This window comes from Streptomyces sp. NPDC091371 (genome assembly GCF_040684275.1).
In the GTDB taxonomy this organism is placed as follows: Bacteria; Actinomycetota; Actinomycetes; order Streptomycetales; family Streptomycetaceae; genus Streptomyces.
In genome coordinates this window covers 1-21,194 of sequence record NZ_JBFBFP010000038.1, presented here as the reverse complement: position 1 = coordinate 21,194, position 21,194 = coordinate 1, and the positions used below count along the sequence as shown (strand labels likewise).

The following is a 21,194-nucleotide window of genomic DNA, read 5'->3' as shown; positions in this document are numbered from 1 at the left end:
TGCGAGACTGGCTGCGACTCGAAAGGAGCACGTATGAGCGAGGGATTCGGCCTGGTCGTGCGCTTCTTGCTGCGCGACCAGGAAGCCGCAGCGGCATTCGATGAGCTGTGCGCGACCACCTTGGAGGGCATCAAGAGCGCCGAGCCGGGCACGCTGACGTACGTGGTGCACGTACCGGAGGGTGAGCCGCTGGTGCGTGTGTTCTATGAGCTGTACGTGGACCGCGCCGCATTCGAGGCCCACGAGGCGCAGTCGCACACGAAGCACTTTCTCGCCGAGCGGGAGCAGTACCTTTCCGGTGTCGAGGTCACGTTCCTCGACGTGATCGGCGGGAAGGCGGCAGCTCTGCAGTGAGTTCCGAGGAGCGGCGCGTCTTCGGCGCGCGAGTGGCCGATCTGCGGAAGCAGAAGGGCATGACACAGGGGGAACTCGCCGCAGCCATCGGCCGTACGGCGAGCTGGCTGTCCCAGGTCGAGCGGGGCGTCCAGCCGGTGAACCGCCTGGACGTGCTGCGGCTCCTCGCGGACGGCCTCGGCGTGCCGCTCCAGGCCCTCCAGCCCGATGCCCCACCCGTGGTCGAGGCCGTGCCGGCGCCCGAGGCGGAAACGAACGACCTCGATCAAGCCCGTCTGGTGCTCTCCGGACACTCGGCGCCGGATGTCCTCCTGGGCCTCCGCCAGGACTTCCGGCCGGACACGATGCCCGACCTCCGAACATCGGTGGACAGGATCTGGGAACTCACTCACAGCGGCCAGTTCGCCGAACTGAGTGCATCGATCGGTCCGTTGGTTTCACGGCTGGAGAGAGGCGTCCGGACGGCGGCGGACGAGTGCGTGCGCGAACTGCACGAGCTGTTGGCCACGACCTATCAGGCCCTGGCTGCGGCTTTCGTTCGCCAGAACGAGGCGGATGCCGCATGGGTCGCGGCGGACCGGGCGATCCGCGAAGCTGAGCTTTCCGGCGACCCGCTCGGTGTCTTCGCCGGGATCTACCGCCTCTGCCACGTCTTCGTCCGCCTGAAGCACCTCGACCAGGCGGAGCACGCGGCCGCGACGGCGGTCAGTGCCCTCCAGCACCACGTCGAGGGCAACGAACCCACACCCCAACACCTCTCCGTACTGGGGTCACTCCACCTGATGCTGGCACTCGTACACGCCCGCGCGGGCGAGAGATCGTCCGCGCGGCAGCAGATCGAGGCTGCTCGAACCGTCGGCCGACGGCTGGGGGAGGACCGCAACGACTTCAACCTCGAATTCGGCCCCACGAACGTGGAGATCCAGGCCGTCTCGACCGCAGTCGACCTCGGCGACGCCGGGGAGGCACTCGACCTCGCCGAAGGGCTCCGTTCGGACGGCCTGTCCTCCGAGCGGCAGGCGCGCCTGCTGCTGGATGTGGGCCGAGCGCACGCACAACGACGCCAGTACGCCGAGTCGCTGCACTGCCTGCTGCGCGCCGAGGAACTGGCTCCCGAGATGATCCACACCCATGTGGCAGCCCGGGCAGTGGTACGGGACCTCGTCCTCGTCGCGGGCCGGTCCGCGACGGACGAACTCCGCGCACTGGCCGAGCGCACCGACAGTCTCGGTTGACGTGGAAGCCCATCCGGCGTGCATGTGGCGGAAGTTGCACGGACCTTGCCCACGGACCCACTGATGGATTGAGTACGGGTACTCATGTGGGCGGTGGTCAGCAGCCTGCAAGGTACGGGCATGCGATCGATATTCCTCCCGAAGTCCTTGCTGGCCGCGACCCTCGGCGGCGTCGTCGTCCTGGCCGGCTTCGGCGCGCAGAACGCCGCTGCCGATCACACCTCTATGGTCAGCGTCGCCGCGGTGAGCGATGACGAGGCAGAGATGCGGTTCCTTGAGTTGGCGGACCTCATCTCGCAGAGCTGCGCTCCGGACCTCTCCAGCACAGCCGATGATCTGGCGCCGGCGTCCACGGCCGACACCACGGCAGCGGAGCCGGCCCCCGACTCAACCATGCCCATCCTGGTTGATGAGGTACCGCTGACCACGGAAGAGGAATGCGCCGCCGAGAGGCACGTACTGGGCATCAGCAAGGCGTTCTCAGGCACGAACGTGGCCACGTACGAGGAGATGCGGGAGAAGCTGACGAGCCTGAACTACCCGGCGGCGCGGATCCACCGCATGCCGGACTTCGCGGGCAAGCCCGTGGCAAGGCTCGACCTGCGTGTGGGGGCCGAGCAGTTGGCTCTGGAGATCAGCAGTCCCTACCTGGGCGTGATGGTCGAGCCCTTTGGCGCGCCGGACGGAGTGAGCGTGACCGAGGTGCGCCTGGAGCCGCAGCTGGACGCGCCCACATCCTGAGCTCGGCGCCGGACGGGTCTGGGTGGGGGCGTGTCCCTCCCACGGGCGATGGCGATTGAATGGATTTCGAAGTAGTTTCAAAGTCGTGAGCGCCGAGAACGCCGCCGTGAACTTCTCCGAGCTGGTCAACAAGAACAAGCAGACACTGGCCCGGCTCAAGGAATCACCACGACTGCTGCTGCACCGTAGAGACGGCGAGGACCTGGTCCTCACCACTGCTGCCAGGGCCGAGCAGGACCAGACAGTAGTGTCGGCCGCCACGCGGATGCTGGCGGCCATGGCGAGGCGTGAGCCCGGCAGCATGGAATTGCTCCTCGACATACTGCCGGAGGCATTTCCCTGGGTTCGTTTCCTGCCCGAGCCCGATGTCCATGCCTTCGCTGTCGAACTGGTCGACACCATGCGTGCAGCCGACTCGATCGGCAACAGCGCCTCCGTTGCCCAGATGCTCACCGCTTGGCAGCACACGGCCGAGGTCCATTCCGATCCCGTCCTTCTGGCTGCGCTGACCAGAGATCACGGCACGGACTACGGTCCGGTACCCAACCCAGGCGACATCCCTTGACCGCGGGCCGCGGTGACCGCGCCGCGCCTCCGGCGCCAGGAGGGCACTGGGAAGTCCGCTTCGCCGACGCGGCATCGGCCAAGGGTTGGGAATGAGGTGACTGGGGGCGGCCGAATTTGGTAGCTCGTGGACACTGCCCGTGACACCTGCTGGATCACCTTTGCAGGTATCGGACACCCGCGAGCCACGGACAGTCACTGAGGGCCCCAGACGACCCGCAGACGCCGTCATCGAGGAGCGCGTAGCGATCTATCGCGCCTAGACCAGCCCGAGAGGGCCGTTGGACGCCATTGATGAGGAGCGCGTAGCGATTTGATGCGCCTGTCGGGGGCTGAGGCCCTTGTGGTCGAGGTTTGGCGGTGGCTGGCCGCCTGCCCGGCCCCGGTGGCGGGCCGGGAGGGCCCGGGCCAGGGCCTGCCCCCTTGGGAGGGGGCCGGACATCGCTGACACACCCGTCCCTTGTCCTCGGACCGGCCCGTTCTTTTGGGGGTTTCCCGGCAGTCTTCGTTTTTCCGTGGCGGGACGGTCTGTCAAGGGCGGCCGAAGGCCGTCGCGCAGCGACGCGAACGAAGTGAGCGCCCTTGACAGGGCGGCCCGACGCGGAAGGACGATGAGACTGACGGGAAACCCCCAAGACCTCTCTGATTCCGGTCCGCTCGGACCCCGCCATCACCCGACCCCACCCTCAGGCGTACCGCTCCCGCAGCTTGTACTTCAGGACCTTGCGCAAGGCCTCGTTGCGCGGCAGGGAGTCCAGGAGTTCCAGTTGCTCCGGGAGTTTGTGCGTCGACAGGCCCTGGGCGCGGAGGTAGGACGTGAGCTGGGGGAGGGTCAACGGGGATGCGCCCGGGGGTTGTTCCACCACCGCGCAGACGCGTTCGCCGCGTTCCGGGTCCGGGAGGCCGATGACCGCTACGTCGGCCACTGCGGGGAGTTGGTGGAGGAGGTCCTCGATCTCCTTCGCCGAGATGTTCTCGCCCTTGCGGATGATGACGTCCTTGCTGCGGCCCGTGAGGACCAGGTAGCCGTCTTCGGTGAGGTGGCCCAGGTCGCCCGTGATGAGGTAGCCGTCCTGGTCGAAGACCTCTGCCGATGCCGATTGGTCGCTGTTGAGGTAGCCCTGGCAGACCGCTTCGCCGCGCAGGCGCACCTCCCCGTCCGTGTTCGGCGGGAGTGCGGTGCCGTCCGGGGTGGTGATGCGGATGGACATGCCCTCCGGGGGGCGGCCCTCGGTGGTGGCGAGGTTCTCGGCGGTGTCGTCCGGGGCGCCCATGGTGATCATCGGGACCTCGGTCATGCCGTAGCCGTGGGTGAGCTGGCAGCCCAGCTCGCGTACGACGGCGTGGTAGATCTCCGGGGGCTTGGGGGCGCCGCCGCCCGCCAGGAGGCGGAGGGTGGGGATGAGGGGGGTGTCGGGGGCCTTGCGCTGCTCCGTGAGGAACATCGAGTAGAAGGCCGTGGAGCCGCCGGCGACCGTGACCCCGTGGCGGCGGTAGCCGTCCAGGGCGTCGGGCATCGCGAACTTCTCGAAGAGGACGGCCGGGAAGCCGTAGAGCAGCAGCATCACCGTGTAGTCGGGCCCGGCTATGTGCGCGAAGGGGAAGGCCATCGAGCCGACGTCGGACGGGGTCAGGTGCAGGGCGTGCGCGAGGCAGGAGCCGCCGGCGATCAGGGAGCGGTCGGTGTGCAGTACGCCCTTGGGGTCGGAGGTGGTGCCGGAGGTCCAGTAGATCCAGCGGATGTCGGTGCCGGAGGCGGGCGGTGGGGGGAGTACGGACGGGTCGCCGTCGGGGAGGGTCGCGTACGCCTCGAAGACGCCCCGCGCGCCGAGGCGGGCGGCCATCGCGGTGTGGTCGTACCCCCGCCAGGTGCCGGGGACGGCGAAGAACTCGGCCTTGGACTCGCGCAGCGCGAAGCCGACCTCGCGGTCCCGGTAGAAGGGGATGACGGGGGACTGGACGGCGCCGAGCCGGGCGAGGGCGACCGAGAGCAGCACCGTCTCGATGCGGGTGGGGAGCTGCCAGGCGACGACGGTGCCGCGGCGTACGCCCATGTCGTACAGGCCGGCGGCGACGCGTTCGGCGCGGTCGCGGAGCTCGCCGAAGGTGAGCGTGCGGTCGGCGGCGGGGTCCTCGGCGGCCTCGATGAGGACGGTGGCGTCCGGGGTGAGCGCGGCCCGGCGGGTGATCAGCTCCCAGAGGGTCGCGGAACGGCTCAGTTCCGTCGCGGTGGCCGTGTCGCCGGTGTTGGTGGCCGCGTCCGTCATCCCAGACCTCCCCATAGCTGACGGATAGTCAGATCAAGCGCAGAGCGTAGAGCGCTGACGCTTGTCGGTCCAGGGGTGGCGGGGCTAGCTTGTTTCTGACGATCCATCAGATTGATGCGATGCGTGTACGGGAATGGGGAGACGGCCAATGGGACTGGAACTGCCGCGGATCATCAGCGTCGACGACCACGTGATCGAACCCGCCCACCTCTTCGACGTCTGGCTGCCCGCCAAGTACCGCGACCGAGGACCCAAGGCCCTCACCGCCGGCATCGGCGAGCTGGAGTACACCGGCGGCAAGTACGTGATCACCATGGACCCCGACGGCCCGCCCACCGACTGGTGGATCTACGAGGACCTGAAGTTCCCGTACAAGCGCAACATCGCCGCCGTCGGCTTCGACCGCGACGACATGACGCTGGAGGGGATCACGCGCGAGGAGATGCGGCGCGGCTGCTGGGACCCCAAGGCCCGGCTCGCGGACATGGACCTCAACCACGTGGAGGCCTCGCTGTGCTTCCCGACCTTCCCGCGCTTCTGCGGGCAGACCTTCGCCGAGGCCCACGACAAGGAGGTCGCGCTCGCCTGCGTGCGCGCCTACAACGACTGGATGGTCGAGGAGTGGTGCGGTGACAGCGGCGGCCGGCTGATCCCGCTCTGCATCATCCCGCTCTGGGACATCGACCTGGCCGTCGCCGAGATCCGCCGCAACGCCGCCCGCGGGGTGAGGGCCGTGACCTTCTCCGAGATCCCCACCTACCTCGGGCTGCCGTCGATCCACTCGGGCTACTGGGACCCCTTCTTCGCCGTCTGCCAGGAGACCGGCACGGTGGTCAACATGCACATCGGGTCCAGCTCCCAGATGCCCGCCGCCTCCCCCGACGCGCCGCCCGCCGTGCAGGCCTCGCTCAGCTTCAACAACGCGATGGCCTCGATGATGGACTTCCTCTTCAGCGGGGTGCTGGTGAAGTTCCCGACGCTGAAGCTGGCGTACAGCGAGGGGCAGATGGGCTGGATCCCGTACGCCCTGGAGCGCGCGGACGACGTCTGGCAGGAGCACCGGGCGTGGGGCGGGGTGCGCGACCTGATCCCCGAGCCGCCGTCGACGTACTACTACCGGCAGATGTTCTGCTGCTTCTTCCGCGACAAGCACGGCATCGCCTCGCTGGACGTCGTCGGCCGCGACAACGCGACCTTCGAGACCGACTACCCGCACGTCGACTCGACCTTCCCGCACACCAAGGAGGTCGCCCTCGACCACGTGAAGGGCCTGGACGACGAGACGATCTACAAGCTGATGCGCGGCAACGCCATCCGCATGCTCGGCCTCGACCTCGACAAGGACCGGGCCAAGTAGTGGACCTGACCTACACCGAGGAGGAGCAGGACTTCCGGGCGCGGCTGCGCGAATGGCTCGGCAAGGTGCTCCCCGAGCTGCCCGCCAAGCCGTCCCCCGACGACTGGCCGGGCCGGCGCGCCTACGACCTCGGCTGGCAGCGCAGGCTGTACGAGGCCGGGTACGCGGGACTGCACTGGCCGACCGACGCCGGCGGACGCGGCGCCACCCCCACCCAGCACCTGATCTTCCTGGAGGAGACCGAGCGCGCGGGAGCCCCGTACGTCGGCGCGAACTTCGTCGGGCTGCTGCACGCCGGCCCGACCATCGCAGCCGAGGGCACGGCGGAGCAGCGGGCGCGCTGGCTGCCGCCCGTGCTGCGCGGCGACGAGGTGTGGTGCCAGGGCTTCAGCGAGCCCGACGCGGGCTCCGACCTGGCCTCGCTGCGCACGCGCGCGGTCCGCGACGGCGACGAGTACGTGATCACGGGGTCGAAGATCTGGACCTCGCACGCGGAGGTCGCCGACTGGTGCGAGCTGCTGGTCCGCACCGACCCGGCGGCGCCGAAGCACCGGGGGATCTCCTGGCTGGCCATGCCGATGGACGCGCCGGGGGTGACGGTGCGGCCGCTGCGCACGCTCGCCGGGTCGACGGAGTTCGCGGAGGTGTTCCTCGACGAGGTACGGGTCCCCGTCGCGAACCGCGTCGGCGCGGAGAACGACGGCTGGCGGGTGACCATGGTGACGCTGTCCTTCGAGCGGGGGACGGCCTTCGTGGGTGAAGTCGTCGCCTGCCGCCGGACGCTCGGCGAGCTGGCCCGCACGGCCAAGGCGAACGGCCGCTGGGACGACCCGGTGCTGCGGCGCAGGCTGGGCCGGCTGTACGGGGAGTTCGGCGCGCTGTGGCGGCTCACGCAGTGGAACGTCAGCGAGGCGCAGCGGGCCGGCGGGGTCCCCGGGATCGGCGGCTCCGTCTTCAAGCTGGCGTACTCGCACGCGCGGCAGGAGCTGTACGAGGCGGCGGCGGAGGTGCTGGGGCCGCTCGCCCTGTCCCTGGAGGAGGAGTGGACCCTGGACCGGCTCTCCTCCCTCTCCTACACGATCGCGGCGGGCACCTCGCAGATCCAGCAGAACATCGTCGCCGAGCGGATCCTCGGCCTCCCGAAGGGCCGGTGAGGGGCATGGACTTCCAGCCGACCGAGGACCAGCGCGATCTGCGGGCGGGCGTACGGGAGCTCCTGGAGGGGCGGTACGGGCGCGAGGCGCTGCGGGCGTCGGTGGACTCGGCGGACTCGGCGGACACACGGGCGGCCGTGGTCGACCGCGCCCTGTGGCGGGAGCTCGGCGAGGCGGGGTTCTTCGCGCTCCGCCTCCCGGAGTCCGCCGGGGGTGTCGGCCTCGGGCTGCCGGAGGCGGTGATGGTCTTCGAGGAGGCCGGGCGGGTACTGCTGCCGGGGCCGCTGGTGGCCACGCACCTGGCGGCCGGGGCGGTCCCGGGGGCGGCGGAGGGGACGGCGGTGGTGACGGCCGGCGACCTGGGCGGAGGCCTGGTTCCGTACCTGCGGGAGGCGGATGCGGTGCTGGGCGCCCCGGGGGCGGTCTCGGGCACCGCCGTCCGCTCGGCGGACCCGCTGACACCGCTGCACCACGTCCCTTCCTGCCCGGACGTGACCTCGTACGCCGTGGAGGGAGCGCTGCTCACGGCGGCGCTCCAGGTCGGCAGTGCGCTGCGGACGGTGGAGCTGGCGGTGCGGTACGCGCAGGAGCGCGAGCAGTTCGGGCAGCCGATCGGGGCGTTCCAGGCGGTGAAGCACCTGTGCGCGCAGATGCTGGTACGGGCTGAGGTGGCCCGGACGGCGGTGTACGCGGCGGCGGTGACGGCGGACCCGGGGGAGGTGGCGGCCGCGAAGCTGCTGGCGGACGAGGCGGCGGTGCGGGGTGCCCGGGACTGCCTGCAGGTGCACGGCGGGATGGGCTTCACCTGGGAGGCGGACGTGCACCTGCACCTGAAGCGGGCGTGGGTGCGGGCGGAGCAGTGGCGCACGGCGGCGGAGGCGGAGGAGCTGCTGGCGGAGGAACTGCTGCTGTCGTCCGCGGCGCTGTAGCCGGTAGCTGGCTGTCACGGAAGGCACGGGTGGGACGGCGGGGGACGCATGTCCGATTACAGAGAGTTGATATCGGTTTGTGTCCTTCGCCCGCCCTCTTACGGCCCGGAGTCACGACCCTGCTCCGGTACGCTCCCACGATGCGAGCGGTTGAGCGGCGCTGGCGCCGCACAGTATGCACCACGCCCACTCCTTCGCGCGGGAATATGCCCGAAGCGCTTGTTGTGGTGACTGTATGTCAACCATGCTGCTCGGCAAGGGGATCACGGTGGGTGATCCCATCCTGTCGCGAGGCGAAGTTGCCGCCGGTTCGGATGGTGTGAGCGGTGCAGGTGCTTCAGGTTCAGCTGGAGGTAGGACCGGACCCCGCCGAGGTCGGCCGGGCCCGCCGGTGGGCGCGGTCGCGGCTGGCGGGGTCGGGCATAGGGGACGACGAGCCGCTCGCCGAGACGCTGATCCTGCTGATCTCCGAGCTGGTCACGAACGCCGTCGTGCACACGGGCTGTCCGGCCGTGCTGCGGATGCTGTTCGGGGGGCCGGGGGTGCGGGTCGAGGTCGCGGACGCGAGTGACCGGGCGCCGGACCGCCGGCAGGCCGCCGGGGACGACACGAACGGCCGCGGCCTGGAGCTGGTGGACGGCCTGGCGGACCGCTGGGGCTGGCAGCGCGAGGGCGCGGGCAAGCGGATCTGGTGCGAGGTCGACCGTGCGGAGAAGGCGTCCTCGGACGGGGCTTCGTGCGGGCCTTCGGACGGACCGTCGGAAATTCACACTCCGGTGCGGGAACCGCGCGTGTACCTCTAACGAGATATTGACGATCTGTCACATCTTGATCACCCTGGTGTGGAGCGATTCGACGCGAGGGGACGCCAAGGGCCTGCCTTGACGAGTGCGGGTCGCGGGGTGGCGGCTGCCGTGCCGCGCTCGGGGCGTGCATGCGCGCCGCCGCCACCCGCATGACGGAGCAACACGCTTGAAGTAGGTCAGGTCCTGGCCTGCTTGCTGGCTACAGTCGGGCTCGGCCGTGCCGTGGGCGTGCGACGCGGCCGGGATCGTGTTTCCACGGCGGCGAAGGAGCGGGCAGGCATGTTGCGAGGACTCACCACCGTCAGTTTCTGGGCTGCCGACCTGGCGGCGGCGAAGCGCTGGTACTCCGAACTACTCGGCGCCGAGCCCTACTTCGAGCGCCCGGGGTACGCCGAGTTCCGGCTGGGGGACTACCAGCACGAACTGGGCCTGATCGACAGCCGGTACGCGCCCGCCGGAGGCGGGGCGGCGGCCGGGCCGGGCGGGGCCGTCGTCTACTGGCACGTCGACGACGTGCAGGCCGCCTTCGACAAGCTGCTGGCCATGGGGGCGAAGGAGTACGAGGGCCCGGTGGAGCGCGGGCCCGGCTTCGTCACCGCTTCGGTCGTCGACCCCTTCGGGAACGTCCTGGGCGTCATGTACAACGCGCACTACCTGGAGGTCCTGGGGGAGACGGGCGCGGCGGACGCCTGAGCGTCCCGGCCCCTGGCGGGACGGGCGATCCGTACGGCAGGGTGGTGGGTCCGCTGTGGTGCATCCGCGACGAGGAGGTCCTCCGCATGCCCGTGGGAGACGCTGTCGGCCGCGCCGACCCGGGGCTCGCCTGGGCGGAGCACCTTCCGTCCGACGCGGTCAGGGTGATCTGGGAGGAGACGCCGACCCCCTACGACCTCGCCCATCGGTACGGGGTCGCCGGCGCACTGCTGAGGGCGGGGGTGGCCGCGGACCGGATACAGGTGTTCCGTGGCGATGACGACGACGTCGTGTACTGGGTCGTCACCCTGGACGGCGGGCGCGTGGCCGTGCTGACCGACGACACGGAGGCCTACGTGTGCCACATCGAGGGGCCGTGGCCGTTCCTGGCCGTGTTCCTCGGGCCTGATGCCGGCGACGGCGATGGCGCCGGTGGCGGTGTCCGGACGGAGCTCGATGACTCGATCATCAATCTCAGGGACCGGGTCGCCGCGTGGTGCGCCGGGGCGCCCGCCGAAGGGGCGTCGGGGACCGGCGGCGACCGGTAGGGCTGCTTCGTACGCCCCGGCGCTCGGGCCGGGGCCGGGGCCGGGCCGGGCCGGGTGGAAAGGGCCCGGCCGAACCGTGCCCTGCCCACCCCTCCCGGTGCCGGTGGCCTAGCCCTTGGTGCAGATCACGTTGTACGGGCGGCCGACCGCGATGGTCAGCTCCATGGGCTCGGTGGTGCCCGACGGGCACTCGCTCTTCGTCTTGACGAGGCCGAGCACCTTGTAGCTCTTGCCGCCGCCGGCGCAGGGGACTTCCTGGGCCTGGTCGGTCACGCAGTCGCCCTGGACCAGCTGGCCGCCGCCGGCACCCGCGTCGCCGGGGTGGTCGCCGGACAGGTTGCGGCCGCAGACGGTGTTCGTGGGGATGCCGCTGCTCTTGCCGCCGTTGTAGGAGATGCTCACCTCGATCATCAGGTCGGTGCCGGCCGGGCACTGGATCGACCCGGGGAAGAGGCTGGCGTCCTTGATGTCGATGGCCTTGAAGGTGGCGCCGGCGGCGTCGCACTTCTGCGCCCGGTAGCCGTCGGGCTGGTTCTTCGGGTCCGGGCCGCCGCAGTCGCCGACCTTCCAGGCGCTGGAGGTGTCGGAGGAGGACTCCGGGTTTCCGGGGTCGGAGGTCTTGGCGGAGGGGATGGCCGGGCTGGAGGCCGACACCGAGGGCTTGTTGTCCGAGCCGTCCGAGACGAAGAGCCTGGAGACGCCGTAGAGGCCGGCGATGATCAGGCCGATGACCACGATGGTGGCGACGGTGTTGCCCGAGCGGCGGGCCGGGGGCGGGGGCGGCGGGGGTGGGTATGCCTGGTACGGGTTTGCCATCGCTCCTCCTGGGGGTGGCGGTTGGGACCGGGGGTATGACGCGCGAACGGTGACGCGTCATGGACACCTCATGGTTCCAGGTGCGGGGAGCGCGCATGACGGTGGCCCCTGAACGCATCTGGGGGAGCGGGCGCCCGGAATCGGCCCTGCCCCGGCGGGATCCGGCCGCCTCGCCGCGCCGCCTCTGGCCGCTCCGGCGGAGGCGTGGCTACGGTCGGCAGCCCGCCGCCGCACCGTGGGCGCACGGCGGTCTTCGCAGCGATCGGACCGAGGTGAGTCGTCATGCGGCGTTACGTGGTTGTGCCGGCGGCGGTCGTGCTGGCGGCGCTGTCCGCCGGGTGCGCCGGCGGCGCATCGGCCCCACCGGCCCCGGCGGCCGTGGTGTCGTCCGTGCCCGCCCCGGCGGCCCAGCCCACGGCCGCCGGCGCGGACAGCGAGTCGGTCACCTGCTACGGGCCGGACGGTTCGGTGGCCGGTGTCGCGAAGTTGGACCGGGCGAATCCGGGTGTCGCGCTGACCGGCGAGCAGAAGCGGTCGCTGTGCGCGCGCAGCGGGTGGAGCGCGACGCGCTGAACGCGCGGCCCCGGCGCGCGGGTCAGAGGACGGCCACCGGGGCGACCGGGGTGCCCACCGCGCCGACGAAGGGTTCCGGCATCGCCGAGAGGAGGAAGGCGTACCGGTTTTCCTCTGCACAGGCTGTGGACAACTTTTCGAGGTTCCAGTTCTGGCCCTGGTGCATGCCCATCTCGACGAGGTCGAGGGCGTGGACCGGGAGCCAGAGGTTCTCGATCTCCGGCGGGAAGATCTCGAAGGTCAGGGTGTCGTTGGCGACCGCCGCGACGTCCCGGGCGTGGAACCACTCCGGCGTACGGACCGACAGCCCGGGGGACGGGAATCCGTAGCCGTGCTTGTCGCCCGCCAGGTAGACCTGGATCTGGCCGGTGCGGACCAGGACGATGTCGCCGGCGCGGACCGTCACCCCGCCGAACTCCTCCGCCTCGGCGAGGTCTTCGGGGGTGACGGCGTGGCCGCCCGGGAGCCGGTCGAGCCCCTTGGCGCGGGCCACGTCGAGGAGCACCCCGCGCGAGACGATGTGGCCCGCCTTGTCGATGCCGCTGAACTCGGCGCGCCCGTGCGCGGTGATCGAGGACGACGGGCGGCCGTTGTAGATCCGGCCCGAGTGGGAGACGTGCGTGAGGGCGTCCCAGTGGGTGGCCGACTGGAGGCCCATGGTCACGGCGTCGTCGCTGCACGCCACCGTGCCCGGGCCGAAGATCTCCTGGTTGATCTGCACCATCGTGTGCAGCGGGTTGATCCGGCCGGGGATCATGCCGGCCTGGACCCCGTCCTCCTTGAGGGGGAGGGCGAGCGGTATCCGGCGGCCGGTGCGGATCTCCGCCGCGGCGGCCCGGACGACCTCGTCGGTGATGAGGTTGAGGGTGCCGATCTCGTCTTCGGCGCCCCAGCGGCCCCAGTTGTTGACGCGCTTGGCGATGTCGTGGAACTCGGCGGGCAGGGTCATGGGCGTCGACAGCTCCTTGCGTAGAGAACGTAGAGAAGGCAACGAGGGCTTGTGCTCCGGCATCGGCGTGCCCCTAGAATCTAACGGTCCGTCAGAAATCGCGGGAAGGGGCCGGACGTGGGGAACTTCTTGGCAGGCAAAGTCGTCGCCGTCACCGGCGCCGGCCGGGGCATCGGGCGGGCCGTGGCACTCGCCGCGGCCGCCGAGGGGGCCAAGGTCGTCGTCAACGACTACGGGGTGGGCATCGAGGGCGGCGAGCCCACGAGCGAGATCGCCGAAAGCGTGGTGAAGGAGATCCTCGCCGCGGGCGGCGAGGCCGTCGCCGTCGCGGACGACATCTCCACCATGGCGGGCGGCCAGCGCATCGTCGACACCGCGCTCGCCCAGTACGGGCGCATCGACGGGGTCGTGTGCGTGGCGGGCATCCTGCGCGAGCGGATGCTCTTCAACATGTCCGAGGAGGAGTGGGACCCCGTCGTCGCCACCCACCTCAAGGGCACCTTCACCGTCTTCCGCGCCGCCTCCGCCGTCATGCGCAAGCAGGGCACCGGCACGCTCATCGGCTTCACCAGCGGCAACCACCAGGGCTCCGTCGCCCAGGCCAACTACAGCGCCGCCAAGGGCGGGATCATCTCGCTGGTCCGCTCCGCCGCCCTCGGCCTGGCCAAGTACGGGGTCACCGCCAACGCCGTCGCACCCGTCGCCCGGACCCGCATGTCGGCCAACGTGCCCATGGAGCTCAAGGAGATCGGCGAGCCCGAGGACGTGGCCGCGCTCGTCACCTACCTGCTCAGCGACCGCGCCAAGGCCGAGGACATCACCGGGCAGGTCTACACGATCGCCGGCCCCAAGATCGCCGTCTGGGCGCAGCCGCGCGAACTGCGCGCCGGCTACGCCGAGGGCGCCTGGACCCCCGAGAAGATCGCCGACTTCCTGCCCGGGACCGTCGGCAAGGACCCCATGCCGATGCTGGCCCAGCTGGAGGCCATGGCCAAGGCGGCGGCCGCCAAGGACCGCCCCAACGCCTGACGGGGGGAGCGCCGTGGATTTCGGCTTCGGGGCCGAGGACGAGGAGCTGCGCGGCCGCGCCCGGGCGTGGCTGGCGGAGCACCTCGTGGGCCCGTACGCGCAGGCGGTCGGCCTCGGCGGGCCGGGCAGCGAGCACGAGGGCGTCGACGCCCGGCGCGCGTGGGAGCGCGAGCTGGGCCGGGGCGGCTGGATCGGGCAGGGCTGGGAGGTGCCGGAGGGGGCGTACGGGCAGCAGCGGCTCTCGCTGACCGGGCAGGTGGTGTGGGCCGAGGAGTACGCGGCGCTGCGCGCGCCCGGCCGGGTCGGCCACATCGGGGAGAACCTCCTCGCGCCGACGCTGATCGCCTACGGGTCCCAGGAGCAGCGGGACCGCTTCCTGCCCGCCATCGCGCGCGGCGAGGAGCTCTGGTGCCAGGGCTACAGCGAGCCGGGCGCCGGCTCCGACCTCGCCGCGATCCGTACGGCGGCGGTCCGGGACCCGGCCGACGGGCTGTACCGGGTCACCGGCCAGAAGATCTGGACCTCCCTCGCCCAGGACGCGGACTGGTGCTTCGTGCTGGCCCGCACCGAGCCGGGCTCGCGCCGCCACCGGGGGCTGTCCTTCCTCCTTGTGCGGATGGACCAGCCGGGGCGGGTCGAGGTCCGGCCGATCCGCCAGATGTCGGGGACCAGCGAGTTCAACGAGGTCTTCTTCGACGGGGCGGTCGCGGCGGAGGTCGTCGGCGCGGAGGGCGAGGGCTGGACCGTGGCCATGGGCCTGCTCGCCCTGGAGCGGGGCGTCTCGACGCTGGTCCAGCAGATCGGCTTCGCGGCGGAACTGGAGCGGGTCCTGGCCTCGTATGCCGCGTCGCATGCGGAGGACCCGGTCCTGCGGGACCGGCTCGTGCGCCAGTGGGCGGAGCTGCGCACCATGCGGTGGAACGCCCTGCGCACCCTGGGCGCCGAGGGGGACCCGGGCGCTCCGAGCGTGGCCAAGCTGCTGTGGGGCGGCTGGCACAAACGGCTCGGCGAACTCGCGGTCGAGGTCCGCGGCGCGGCGGCGACGGCCGGGCCGGCGGGCACGGCCTGGGCGCCCGGGCTCCCGTACGAACTCGGGCTCGACGAGGAGCAGCGGCTGTTCCTGTTCACCCGTGCCGACACCATCTACGGCGGCTCGGACGAGATCCAGCGGAACATCATCGCCGAGCGTGTGCTCGGCCTGCCTAAGGAGTCGCGGTGAGAGGCGTCGTATTCGACGGCAAGCAGGCCCAGGTGGTCGACGACCTGGAGATCCGGGACCCGGGGCCGGGGGAGGTGCTGGTCGCGATAGCGGCGGCCGGGCTGTGCCACAGCGACCTCTCGGTGATCGACGGGACGATCCCCTTCCCGCCGCCGGTGGTCCTCGGCCACGAGGGCGCGGGGGTGGTCGAGGCGGTCGGCTCCGGTGTCATGCACGTCGCGCCGGGCGATCACGTGTCGCTGTCAACCCTCGCCAACTGCGGGGCCTGCGCCGACTGCGACCGCGGCCGTCCCACGATGTGCCGCAAGGCGATCGGGATGCCGGGACAGCCCTTCTCCCGGGGCGGGAAGCCGCTGTTCCAGTTCGCCTCGAACTCGGCCTTCGCGGAGCGCACCATCGTCAAGGCCGTGCAGGCGGTGAAGATCCCGGCGGACATCCCGCTGACCTCGGCGGCGCTCATCGGCTGCGGGGTCCTGACGGGGGTGGGCGCGGTGCTGAACCGGGCCCGGGTGGACCGGGGCGAGTCGGTGGTCGTCATCGGCACCGGCGGGATCGGGCTCAACGTGCTCCAGGGGGCCCGGATCGCGGGCGCCACCACCATCGTGGCGGTCGACGCGAACCCGGCGAAGGAGGCGGCGGCCCGGCAGTTCGGGGCGACGCACTTCATCGACGCGTCCGCGGTGGCGGACTCCTCGGCCGCGGTGAAGGAGATCCTCCAGACGGGGGCCGACCACGCCTTCGAGTGCGTGGGCAACGTCAAGCTGATCCGCCAGGCGATCGACCTCCTCGACCGGCACGGGCAGGCGGTCCTGCTCGGCGTGCCCGGCTTCCAGGAGGAGGCGTCGTTCCAGGTCTCCTCGATGTACCTGGACAAGACCATCATGGGCTGCCGGTACGGGTCCTCGCGCCCGCAGCGCGACATCGCGCTCTACGCCGAGCTCTACCGGCAGGGCAAGCTGCTGCTGGACGAGCTGGTCACGGAGGTCTACCCGGTCGAGGACTTCGCCAAGGCCGTGGACGACGCCCACCACGGGCGGGTGGCGCGCGGGGTGCTCACGTTCTGACCGGCGGGCGGTGCGGTGTCCGACGTCGGCGGGTGGTCGGGCCCGGCGACGCCGGACACCGCGAACGCGGCGTCCGGCGCTACCGTCAGTCGAGGACGTCGGGGACGGGCTCGGTGTCGCTGCGCTGGATCGCCGCCCCGGAGCCGGTGCTCGCGCCGAGCGACCAGTCCATGAGCTTCATCGCGTCCGCGTAGCGCTCCTCGTCGTTCAGCACGACGCCGATGACGGTCTTGCCGTCACGGGTCGCGGAGAAGACGAGGCACTTGCCGGCGGCGGTGCCGGTGCCGGTCTTGACGCCGATCGCACCCGGGTAGGCGTAGCCCGTGGGGCGCTCCCGGATCAGCAGGTTGCTGTTGCCCCAGGCCGCGTCGGTGGAGGTGCCGCCGGTGCTGTACGTCGTGGCCTTCACGATCTTCGAGAAGTTCGCACCCTTCATCGCGTACTTGGTGAGCTTCGCGAGGTCGCGCGGGGTCGTGAGGTTGTTGCCGGTCGGCGAGATGCCGTCGAAGGAGTCGTAGACCGTCTTGCTCATGCCCAGCGCCTTCGCCTTGGCGTTCATCTGCGCGATGAAGTCCGCCGTGCGTGCCGCGCTGGTCGTGCCCTTGCCGAAGGTGTCGGCGAGCGCGTAGGCCGCGTCGCAGCCCGACGGCAGCATCAGCCCGTACAGCAGCTGGCGGACGGTCGGGGTGGCGCCCGCCTTCAGGTGGGCCGAGCTCGCGCCCTCCCGGACGACGTAGTCCAGGTACTCCTGCTTGACGGTGACCTTCTTGTTGAGGTCCAGGCCCGGCGTTCGGAGCACGACCGTGGCGGTCATGATCTTCGTGGTGCTGGCCCCCTGGCGCCGGGTGTCGGGGGACTTGCTGGCGAGCGTGGTCCCGGTGGTGCCGTCGATCAGCATCATGCCGGCGGCGGTGGTGGGGGGCGCGGCCGTCGCCGCGGCCGAGGAGGCCGGCGCGGAGACCACGAGCAGGGCCCCCGTCGCGACGGTGACGGCGACTGCGCCGCGGGCGCGGCGCATCATCTTCAAAATCAAGTCAAATCCCCCTGAGACAGGACAAGTCGAACGGTCCGAAGGGGGCGGGACAATCCCGAGGCGTCTCAGCCCCCGTGGGAGCTTACGCAGCAGTAGCCGCGCCGGTCGCGCCGGTCTGGGATGTCGGGCGGCGGGTGGCGGGCGGCGTGGTCAGTCGGCCAGGCGGCCGAAGCGGCCCTTGTGGAACAGGAGCGGTCCGTCCTCGCCGGCCGCGCCCATGGCTTCGACCCGGCCGACGACGATGAGGTGGTCCCCGCCGGTGTGGACGGCGTGGATCCGGCAGTCGATCCACGCGGGCACGTCGTCGAGCTGCGGCGACCCGGTGGCGGGGGCGGGGCTGTGGCCCACCCCGGCGAACTTGTCGGCTCCGCTGACCGCGAAGGACCGGCACAGCTCACCCTGTTCGGCGCCGAGGATGTTGACGCAGAACACCCCGGCGCGGGCGATCCGCGGCCAGGTGGTCGACGTACGGGCCACCATGAAGGTGACCAGGGGCGGGTCGAGGGAGAGCGAGGCGAACGACTGGCACGCGAAGCCGGCCGGCCCGTCCTCGTCCTCGTCCTCGCCGGACGGCGCGGTGATGACGGTGACCCCGCTGGCGAAGTTCCCGAGCACGGCCCGGAACTCGGCGGGACTCACGGGGGCGCGCTCGTCCTCGCCGACGGCCCGCAGATCGGGGCGCGGGAGGGCGTCGACGGCTTCGGCTCCCGCCGCGGTGGAGGTGGGGGAGCCGGCTGACCTGAGGTATCGGACGACGGTGGCCGCCATCCCTGCATGTCCCATCACACCAACGATTGAAGCTGACGGTTCGTCAGATAGGAAGAGGTGTGCGGGCAGGGGATTGATTGAACATGTTCAAGTCGGGGTGTAGTCTCGCCCCGAGTTGGCCTTGAACGTGTTCAAGCAGGGGGCGGTGGGCGGAAATGACGCAGGTGGACCTGGGGGCGGACCCGGAGGCGGACCCGGCACGGCGGGGCTGGTGGGCATCGGCGCCGGGGGCGGAAGTGGCCGTCGCCGTGGAGCTGGTGTTCCTCCTGGCCGCCCTGGTCGTCTCGTTGAACACGACTGATGACTACGGCCTGCCCGCATGGGGTCCCCTCAGCGGCTTCTTTCTCGCGGTCATCGTCGTGCTCGGCGTCCCGGCGATGCTCGTCACCGTCCTCCTGCACGCCCTCCTCGTCACCCGCCCCGCCCTCGCCCTGGCCCGCCGGACCGGACGGGAATGGGCCGCACCGGCCTGGCTGCTGGCCGCCTCGGCCGGCTGCGCCCTGGTCACCGCGCGGGACGGGACCTCGTTCCCCGTCGCCTGGGCCTGCATCGCGGCCATCGGACTGCCGCCCCTGCTCCTGGCGCGCTGGGCGCTGCGCACTGGACGGGGGTACGGGGCCGCCGTGAAGGCGCTGGGCAAGGGCGCCGGCCTGCTCGCGCTGGTCGCGTTGGCGGGCGGGGCCGTCCTGGACGGCCTCGGCGTGGTGGGCTACGAGCCGCCCCGGCTGAGTCGTGCGGCGTACATCGGGGACTGGCACGGGGAGGAAGGCGGGACGGTCCGCATCCGGGAGGGCGGCACGGTCGAGGTCGAGGGCGTGTCGGTGGACGTGGACGGCGGGGCCGGGGAGCGCCGCTGCACCGGCGCCGGCACCTGGAGGTACCGGCCGGCCGGGAGCCGGACGCGGGCGGGGGTGCAGCTGGAGGTACCCGGCTGCCCGGGCTGGGAGCAGAGCTGGGAAGTGGCCGGGAGCGTGCGGCGGCCCGAGCTGTTCCACATCGTCGGAGACCCGGACTCGGGAGTGCTGCGGATCCTGTCGCGCGAGGGAGCCTCCTGAAAGCCGGCGCGCTGATACACCCGGACGGGTGAATCCCCGGCCCGGCAGGGCGGCCGCACACCCGCCGCGGCACCAGGTCTCGGCATCGTGTACCGCCGTATCGCCGTATCGCCGTACCGCCGTACTCCAGGGAGGACCCCGCCCATGCTCGGCACCGACTTCCGTACCGGATCACCCAACTGGCTCGACCTCGGCAGCCCCGACATCGACGCGGCCGCCGCTTTCTACCGGTCCGTCTTCGGCTGGGACTTCGTCTCCGCCGGGCCCGACGCCGGCGGGTACGGGTTCTTCCAGATCGCCGGGAAGACCGTGGCCGCGATCGGGCCGCTCAGCGAGGAGGGCGCGACCTCCTCGTGGATGCACTACTTCATGACCCCCGACATCCAGGCCACCGCCCGGGCCGTCAGGGACAAGGGCGGGGCCGTGCGCGTGGAGCCCATGGACGTGATGGGCGAGGGCTGGATGGGACAGTTCACCGACCCGCAGGGCGCCCAGTTCGCGTGCTGGCAGCCGGGGAAGACCGCCGGGCTGGAGCTGACCTCCGCCGTGAACACCCTGGTGTGGGCGGAGCTGCACGTCCCCGACCCCGTCGCGGCCATCGCCTTCTACTACGACCTCTTCGGCTGGCGGCACGAGGAGATGGAAGCGCCCGGCATGACGTACCGGGTGCTGAGCACGGCCGACGGCGACAAGCAGCAGACGTCCTTCGGGGGGATCGCGCCGCAGGGTGAGGGCGCGGGCGGGGCGTCGGGCATGCTGCCGCGCTGGGTGCCGTACTTCAACGTGGGCGACGTGGACGCCGCCGTCACCGCGATCGAGGGCAACGGCGGTGCCGTGCTCATGCCGGCGGCCGACGTGCCGGACGTCGGCCGCATCGCGTGGGCCGCGGACCCGGCGGGGGCGGTGTTCGCGCTGCTGAAGCCGAGCGCGGAGATGTAGGGGCTGCTTGCTTGCCTGATTGCTGGCCTGCCTGCCTCAGCGGCCGAGGTACTTGGGCGTGCGGCGCTCCACGAAGCTCGCCACGCCCTCGTTCGCGTCGGTGGTGGTCATGTTGATCTCCTGAGCGGTGGCCTCGGCGGCCAGTGCGGCCGCCCGGTCACCGTCCAGGGAGGCGTTCACCAGCTGCTTCGTCATGGCGATGGCCCGGGTCGGGCCCTGGGCGAGGCGCTCGGCCCAGGCGCGGGCGGTGGCCTCCAACTCCCCGGCCGGCACCACCTTGTTGACCAGCCCGAGGCGCTCGGCCTCCGCGGCCGGGACGGCGTCGCCGAAGAACATCAGCTCCTTCGCCTTCTGCGGGCCGACGAGGCGGGGCAGGAGGTACGCGCCGCCGCCGTCGGGGACCAGGCCGCGCCGGACGAACACCTCGATGAAGCGGGCCGGCTCCGCGGCGATCACGAGGTCGCAGGCGAGGGCGAGGTGGGCGCCGATGCCGGCGGCCGTGCCGTTGACGGCGGCGATGACCGGCTTCTCGCAGTCGAGGACCGCCGTGATCAGGCGCTGCGCGCCGAGGCGGATCATGCGGGCCACGTCCCCGGCGACGCGCTCGCCGGCCTGCGCGGGGGCCGCTCCGCGGAGGTCCGCGCCCGCGCAGAAGCCCTTGCCGGTGGCGGTGATGACGACGGCGCGGACGGCGGGGTCGGCGGAGGCGTCCGCGAGGAGCGCGATGACGCGTTCGCGTTGGTCCCAGGTGACGGCGTTCATGGCGTCGGGGCGGTTGAGGGTGATCCAGGAGACGCCGCTGTCCACGCGGTGGAGGATCGTTGTGTCCGGGGCCTCGGTCATTGCTGAACTCCCGTTCGGGGGTGGTGGTGGTCGGTGGGGTGGTGGGTGCGGGTGGGTGCCGCTGCGCGGAGCTGCTCCCCGCCCCGCCCTTCCTCCGTTCCCCGGGCTCCGCCCGGACCCTCCCCCAGACTCCGTCCGGGGGTACCCCCGCCCTCAAACGCCGGACGGGCTGATGCCGCCAGGCGGCATCAGCGAAATCCAGCCCAACGAGCGGACCGAACTCCCCTCCCTCCTCGAGGAGTTCGCCCTGCTCCTGCT

Annotated in this window: 22 protein-coding genes; 16 read left to right on the top strand and 6 right to left on the bottom strand. The window is 71.5% G+C overall.

The genetic code is table 11. From position 1 onward, the window contains the following. The first annotated feature begins 33 nt into the window (after positions 1 to 33). The 4 genes from AB0O21_RS30390 to AB0O21_RS30375 all read left to right on the top strand — a co-directional run bounded on the left by AB0O21_RS30390 (position 34) and on the right by AB0O21_RS30375 (position 2,895). Positions 34 to 354, top strand: a complete 321-nt coding sequence (locus AB0O21_RS30390) for an antibiotic biosynthesis monooxygenase (RefSeq protein WP_365176060.1) — start codon at positions 34 to 36, stop codon at positions 352 to 354. Beyond that, positions 351 to 1,589 carry a helix-turn-helix transcriptional regulator gene (locus AB0O21_RS30385; protein WP_365176059.1) on the top strand — a complete coding sequence of 413 codons (1,239 nt, stop codon included), beginning with the start codon at positions 351 to 353 and terminating at the stop codon, positions 1,587 to 1,589. The genes AB0O21_RS30390 and AB0O21_RS30385 overlap by 4 nt, the downstream gene beginning before the upstream one ends. A gap of 93 nt (positions 1,590 to 1,682) precedes the next feature. Beyond that, complete coding sequence (locus AB0O21_RS30380) at positions 1,683 to 2,330, top strand: hypothetical protein (protein ID WP_365176058.1); 648 nt, start codon at positions 1,683 to 1,685, stop codon at positions 2,328 to 2,330. Positions 2,331 to 2,415: 85 nt separating this feature from the next. Then, positions 2,416 to 2,895 carry a hypothetical protein gene (locus AB0O21_RS30375; protein WP_365176057.1) on the top strand — a complete coding sequence of 160 codons (480 nt, stop codon included), beginning with the start codon at positions 2,416 to 2,418 and terminating at the stop codon, positions 2,893 to 2,895. Positions 2,896 to 3,580: 685 nt separating this feature from the next. On the opposite strand, the gene AB0O21_RS30370 is transcribed toward AB0O21_RS30375, so the two are convergent. Beyond that, positions 3,581 to 5,161, bottom strand: coding sequence for an AMP-binding protein (locus AB0O21_RS30370; protein ID WP_365176056.1), 1,581 nt, complete (start codon positions 5,159 to 5,161; stop codon positions 3,581 to 3,583). Between the two features lie 148 nt (positions 5,162 to 5,309). Between AB0O21_RS30370 and AB0O21_RS30365 the strand changes: the two genes are divergently transcribed. The 6 genes from AB0O21_RS30365 to AB0O21_RS30340 all read left to right on the top strand — a co-directional run bounded on the left by AB0O21_RS30365 (position 5,310) and on the right by AB0O21_RS30340 (position 10,648). Then, positions 5,310 to 6,518, top strand: a complete 1,209-nt coding sequence (locus tag AB0O21_RS30365; protein WP_365176055.1) for an amidohydrolase family protein — start codon at positions 5,310 to 5,312, stop codon at positions 6,516 to 6,518. Next, positions 6,518 to 7,672 (top strand): acyl-CoA dehydrogenase, encoded by a 1,155-nt coding sequence (locus AB0O21_RS30360; RefSeq protein ID WP_365176054.1) that lies wholly within the window; start codon positions 6,518 to 6,520, stop codon positions 7,670 to 7,672. The genes AB0O21_RS30365 and AB0O21_RS30360 overlap by 1 nt, the downstream gene beginning before the upstream one ends. Positions 7,673 to 7,677: 5 nt before the next feature. Continuing rightward, positions 7,678 to 8,601 (top strand): acyl-CoA dehydrogenase family protein, encoded by a 924-nt coding sequence (locus AB0O21_RS30355; protein ID WP_365176053.1) that lies wholly within the window; start codon positions 7,678 to 7,680, stop codon positions 8,599 to 8,601. A gap of 326 nt (positions 8,602 to 8,927) precedes the next feature. Further along, the gene (locus AB0O21_RS30350; RefSeq protein WP_365176052.1) at positions 8,928 to 9,404 is read left to right on the top strand and encodes an ATP-binding protein; all 477 of its coding nucleotides are present in this window, start codon (positions 8,928 to 8,930) and stop codon (positions 9,402 to 9,404) included. Positions 9,405 to 9,686: 282 nt separating this feature from the next. Further along, positions 9,687 to 10,100 carry a VOC family protein gene (locus tag AB0O21_RS30345; RefSeq protein WP_365176051.1) on the top strand — a complete coding sequence of 138 codons (414 nt, stop codon included), beginning with the start codon at positions 9,687 to 9,689 and terminating at the stop codon, positions 10,098 to 10,100. An 86-nt stretch (positions 10,101 to 10,186) separates the two neighbouring features. Next, positions 10,187 to 10,648, top strand: a complete 462-nt coding sequence (locus tag AB0O21_RS30340) for a hypothetical protein (protein ID WP_365176050.1) — start codon at positions 10,187 to 10,189, stop codon at positions 10,646 to 10,648. Positions 10,649 to 10,756: 108 nt separating this feature from the next. Here AB0O21_RS30340 and AB0O21_RS30335 read toward each other — a convergent pair whose 3' ends face one another. Further along, positions 10,757 to 11,464, bottom strand: a complete 708-nt coding sequence (locus AB0O21_RS30335) for a hypothetical protein (protein WP_365176049.1) — start codon at positions 11,462 to 11,464, stop codon at positions 10,757 to 10,759. Between the two features lie 282 nt (positions 11,465 to 11,746). Between AB0O21_RS30335 and AB0O21_RS30330 the strand changes: the two genes are divergently transcribed. After that, positions 11,747 to 12,037 (top strand): hypothetical protein, encoded by a 291-nt coding sequence (locus AB0O21_RS30330; protein ID WP_365176048.1) that lies wholly within the window; start codon positions 11,747 to 11,749, stop codon positions 12,035 to 12,037. A gap of 22 nt (positions 12,038 to 12,059) precedes the next feature. Here the strand turns inward: AB0O21_RS30330 and AB0O21_RS30325 are convergent, their stop codons facing one another. After that, complete coding sequence (locus AB0O21_RS30325) at positions 12,060 to 12,986, bottom strand: cyclase family protein (protein WP_365176047.1); 927 nt, start codon at positions 12,984 to 12,986, stop codon at positions 12,060 to 12,062. 117 nt (positions 12,987 to 13,103) lie between these two features. Here AB0O21_RS30325 and AB0O21_RS30320 point away from each other — a divergent pair, with 117 nt between their 5' ends. From AB0O21_RS30320 to AB0O21_RS30310, 3 genes are read left to right on the top strand one after another with little or no spacing between them, the layout of a single operon-like run. Continuing rightward, on the top strand, positions 13,104 to 14,015 hold the full coding sequence (locus AB0O21_RS30320; RefSeq protein ID WP_365176046.1) for an SDR family NAD(P)-dependent oxidoreductase: 912 nt from the start codon (positions 13,104 to 13,106) through the stop codon (positions 14,013 to 14,015). Between the two features lie 13 nt (positions 14,016 to 14,028). Further along, positions 14,029 to 15,234, top strand: a complete 1,206-nt coding sequence (locus AB0O21_RS30315) for an acyl-CoA dehydrogenase family protein (protein WP_365176045.1) — start codon at positions 14,029 to 14,031, stop codon at positions 15,232 to 15,234. Beyond that, positions 15,231 to 16,298, top strand: a complete 1,068-nt coding sequence (locus AB0O21_RS30310) for a Zn-dependent alcohol dehydrogenase (RefSeq protein ID WP_365176044.1) — start codon at positions 15,231 to 15,233, stop codon at positions 16,296 to 16,298. Before AB0O21_RS30315 ends, AB0O21_RS30310 begins: the two co-directional genes overlap by 4 nt. Before the next feature lie 85 nt (positions 16,299 to 16,383). Here the strand turns inward: AB0O21_RS30310 and AB0O21_RS30305 are convergent, their stop codons facing one another. Both AB0O21_RS30305 and AB0O21_RS30300 read right to left on the bottom strand, forming a co-directional pair. Then, positions 16,384 to 17,316 carry a D-alanyl-D-alanine carboxypeptidase gene (locus tag AB0O21_RS30305; RefSeq protein WP_365176115.1) on the bottom strand — a complete coding sequence of 311 codons (933 nt, stop codon included), beginning with the start codon at positions 17,314 to 17,316 and terminating at the stop codon, positions 16,384 to 16,386. Between the two features lie 165 nt (positions 17,317 to 17,481). Further along, positions 17,482 to 18,114, bottom strand: a complete 633-nt coding sequence (locus tag AB0O21_RS30300; RefSeq protein ID WP_365176043.1) for a flavin reductase family protein — start codon at positions 18,112 to 18,114, stop codon at positions 17,482 to 17,484. 140 nt (positions 18,115 to 18,254) lie between these two features. Here AB0O21_RS30300 and AB0O21_RS30295 point away from each other — a divergent pair, with 140 nt between their 5' ends. After that, positions 18,255 to 19,154 (top strand): hypothetical protein, encoded by a 900-nt coding sequence (locus tag AB0O21_RS30295; RefSeq protein WP_365176042.1) that lies wholly within the window; start codon positions 18,255 to 18,257, stop codon positions 19,152 to 19,154. 144 nt (positions 19,155 to 19,298) lie between these two features. After that, on the top strand, positions 19,299 to 20,093 hold the full coding sequence (locus tag AB0O21_RS30290; protein WP_365176041.1) for a VOC family protein: 795 nt from the start codon (positions 19,299 to 19,301) through the stop codon (positions 20,091 to 20,093). A gap of 36 nt (positions 20,094 to 20,129) precedes the next feature. Here the strand turns inward: AB0O21_RS30290 and AB0O21_RS30285 are convergent, their stop codons facing one another. Further along, complete coding sequence (locus AB0O21_RS30285; protein WP_365176040.1) at positions 20,130 to 20,936, bottom strand: enoyl-CoA hydratase-related protein; 807 nt, start codon at positions 20,934 to 20,936, stop codon at positions 20,130 to 20,132. Positions 20,937 to 21,194: the final 258 nt, after the last annotated feature.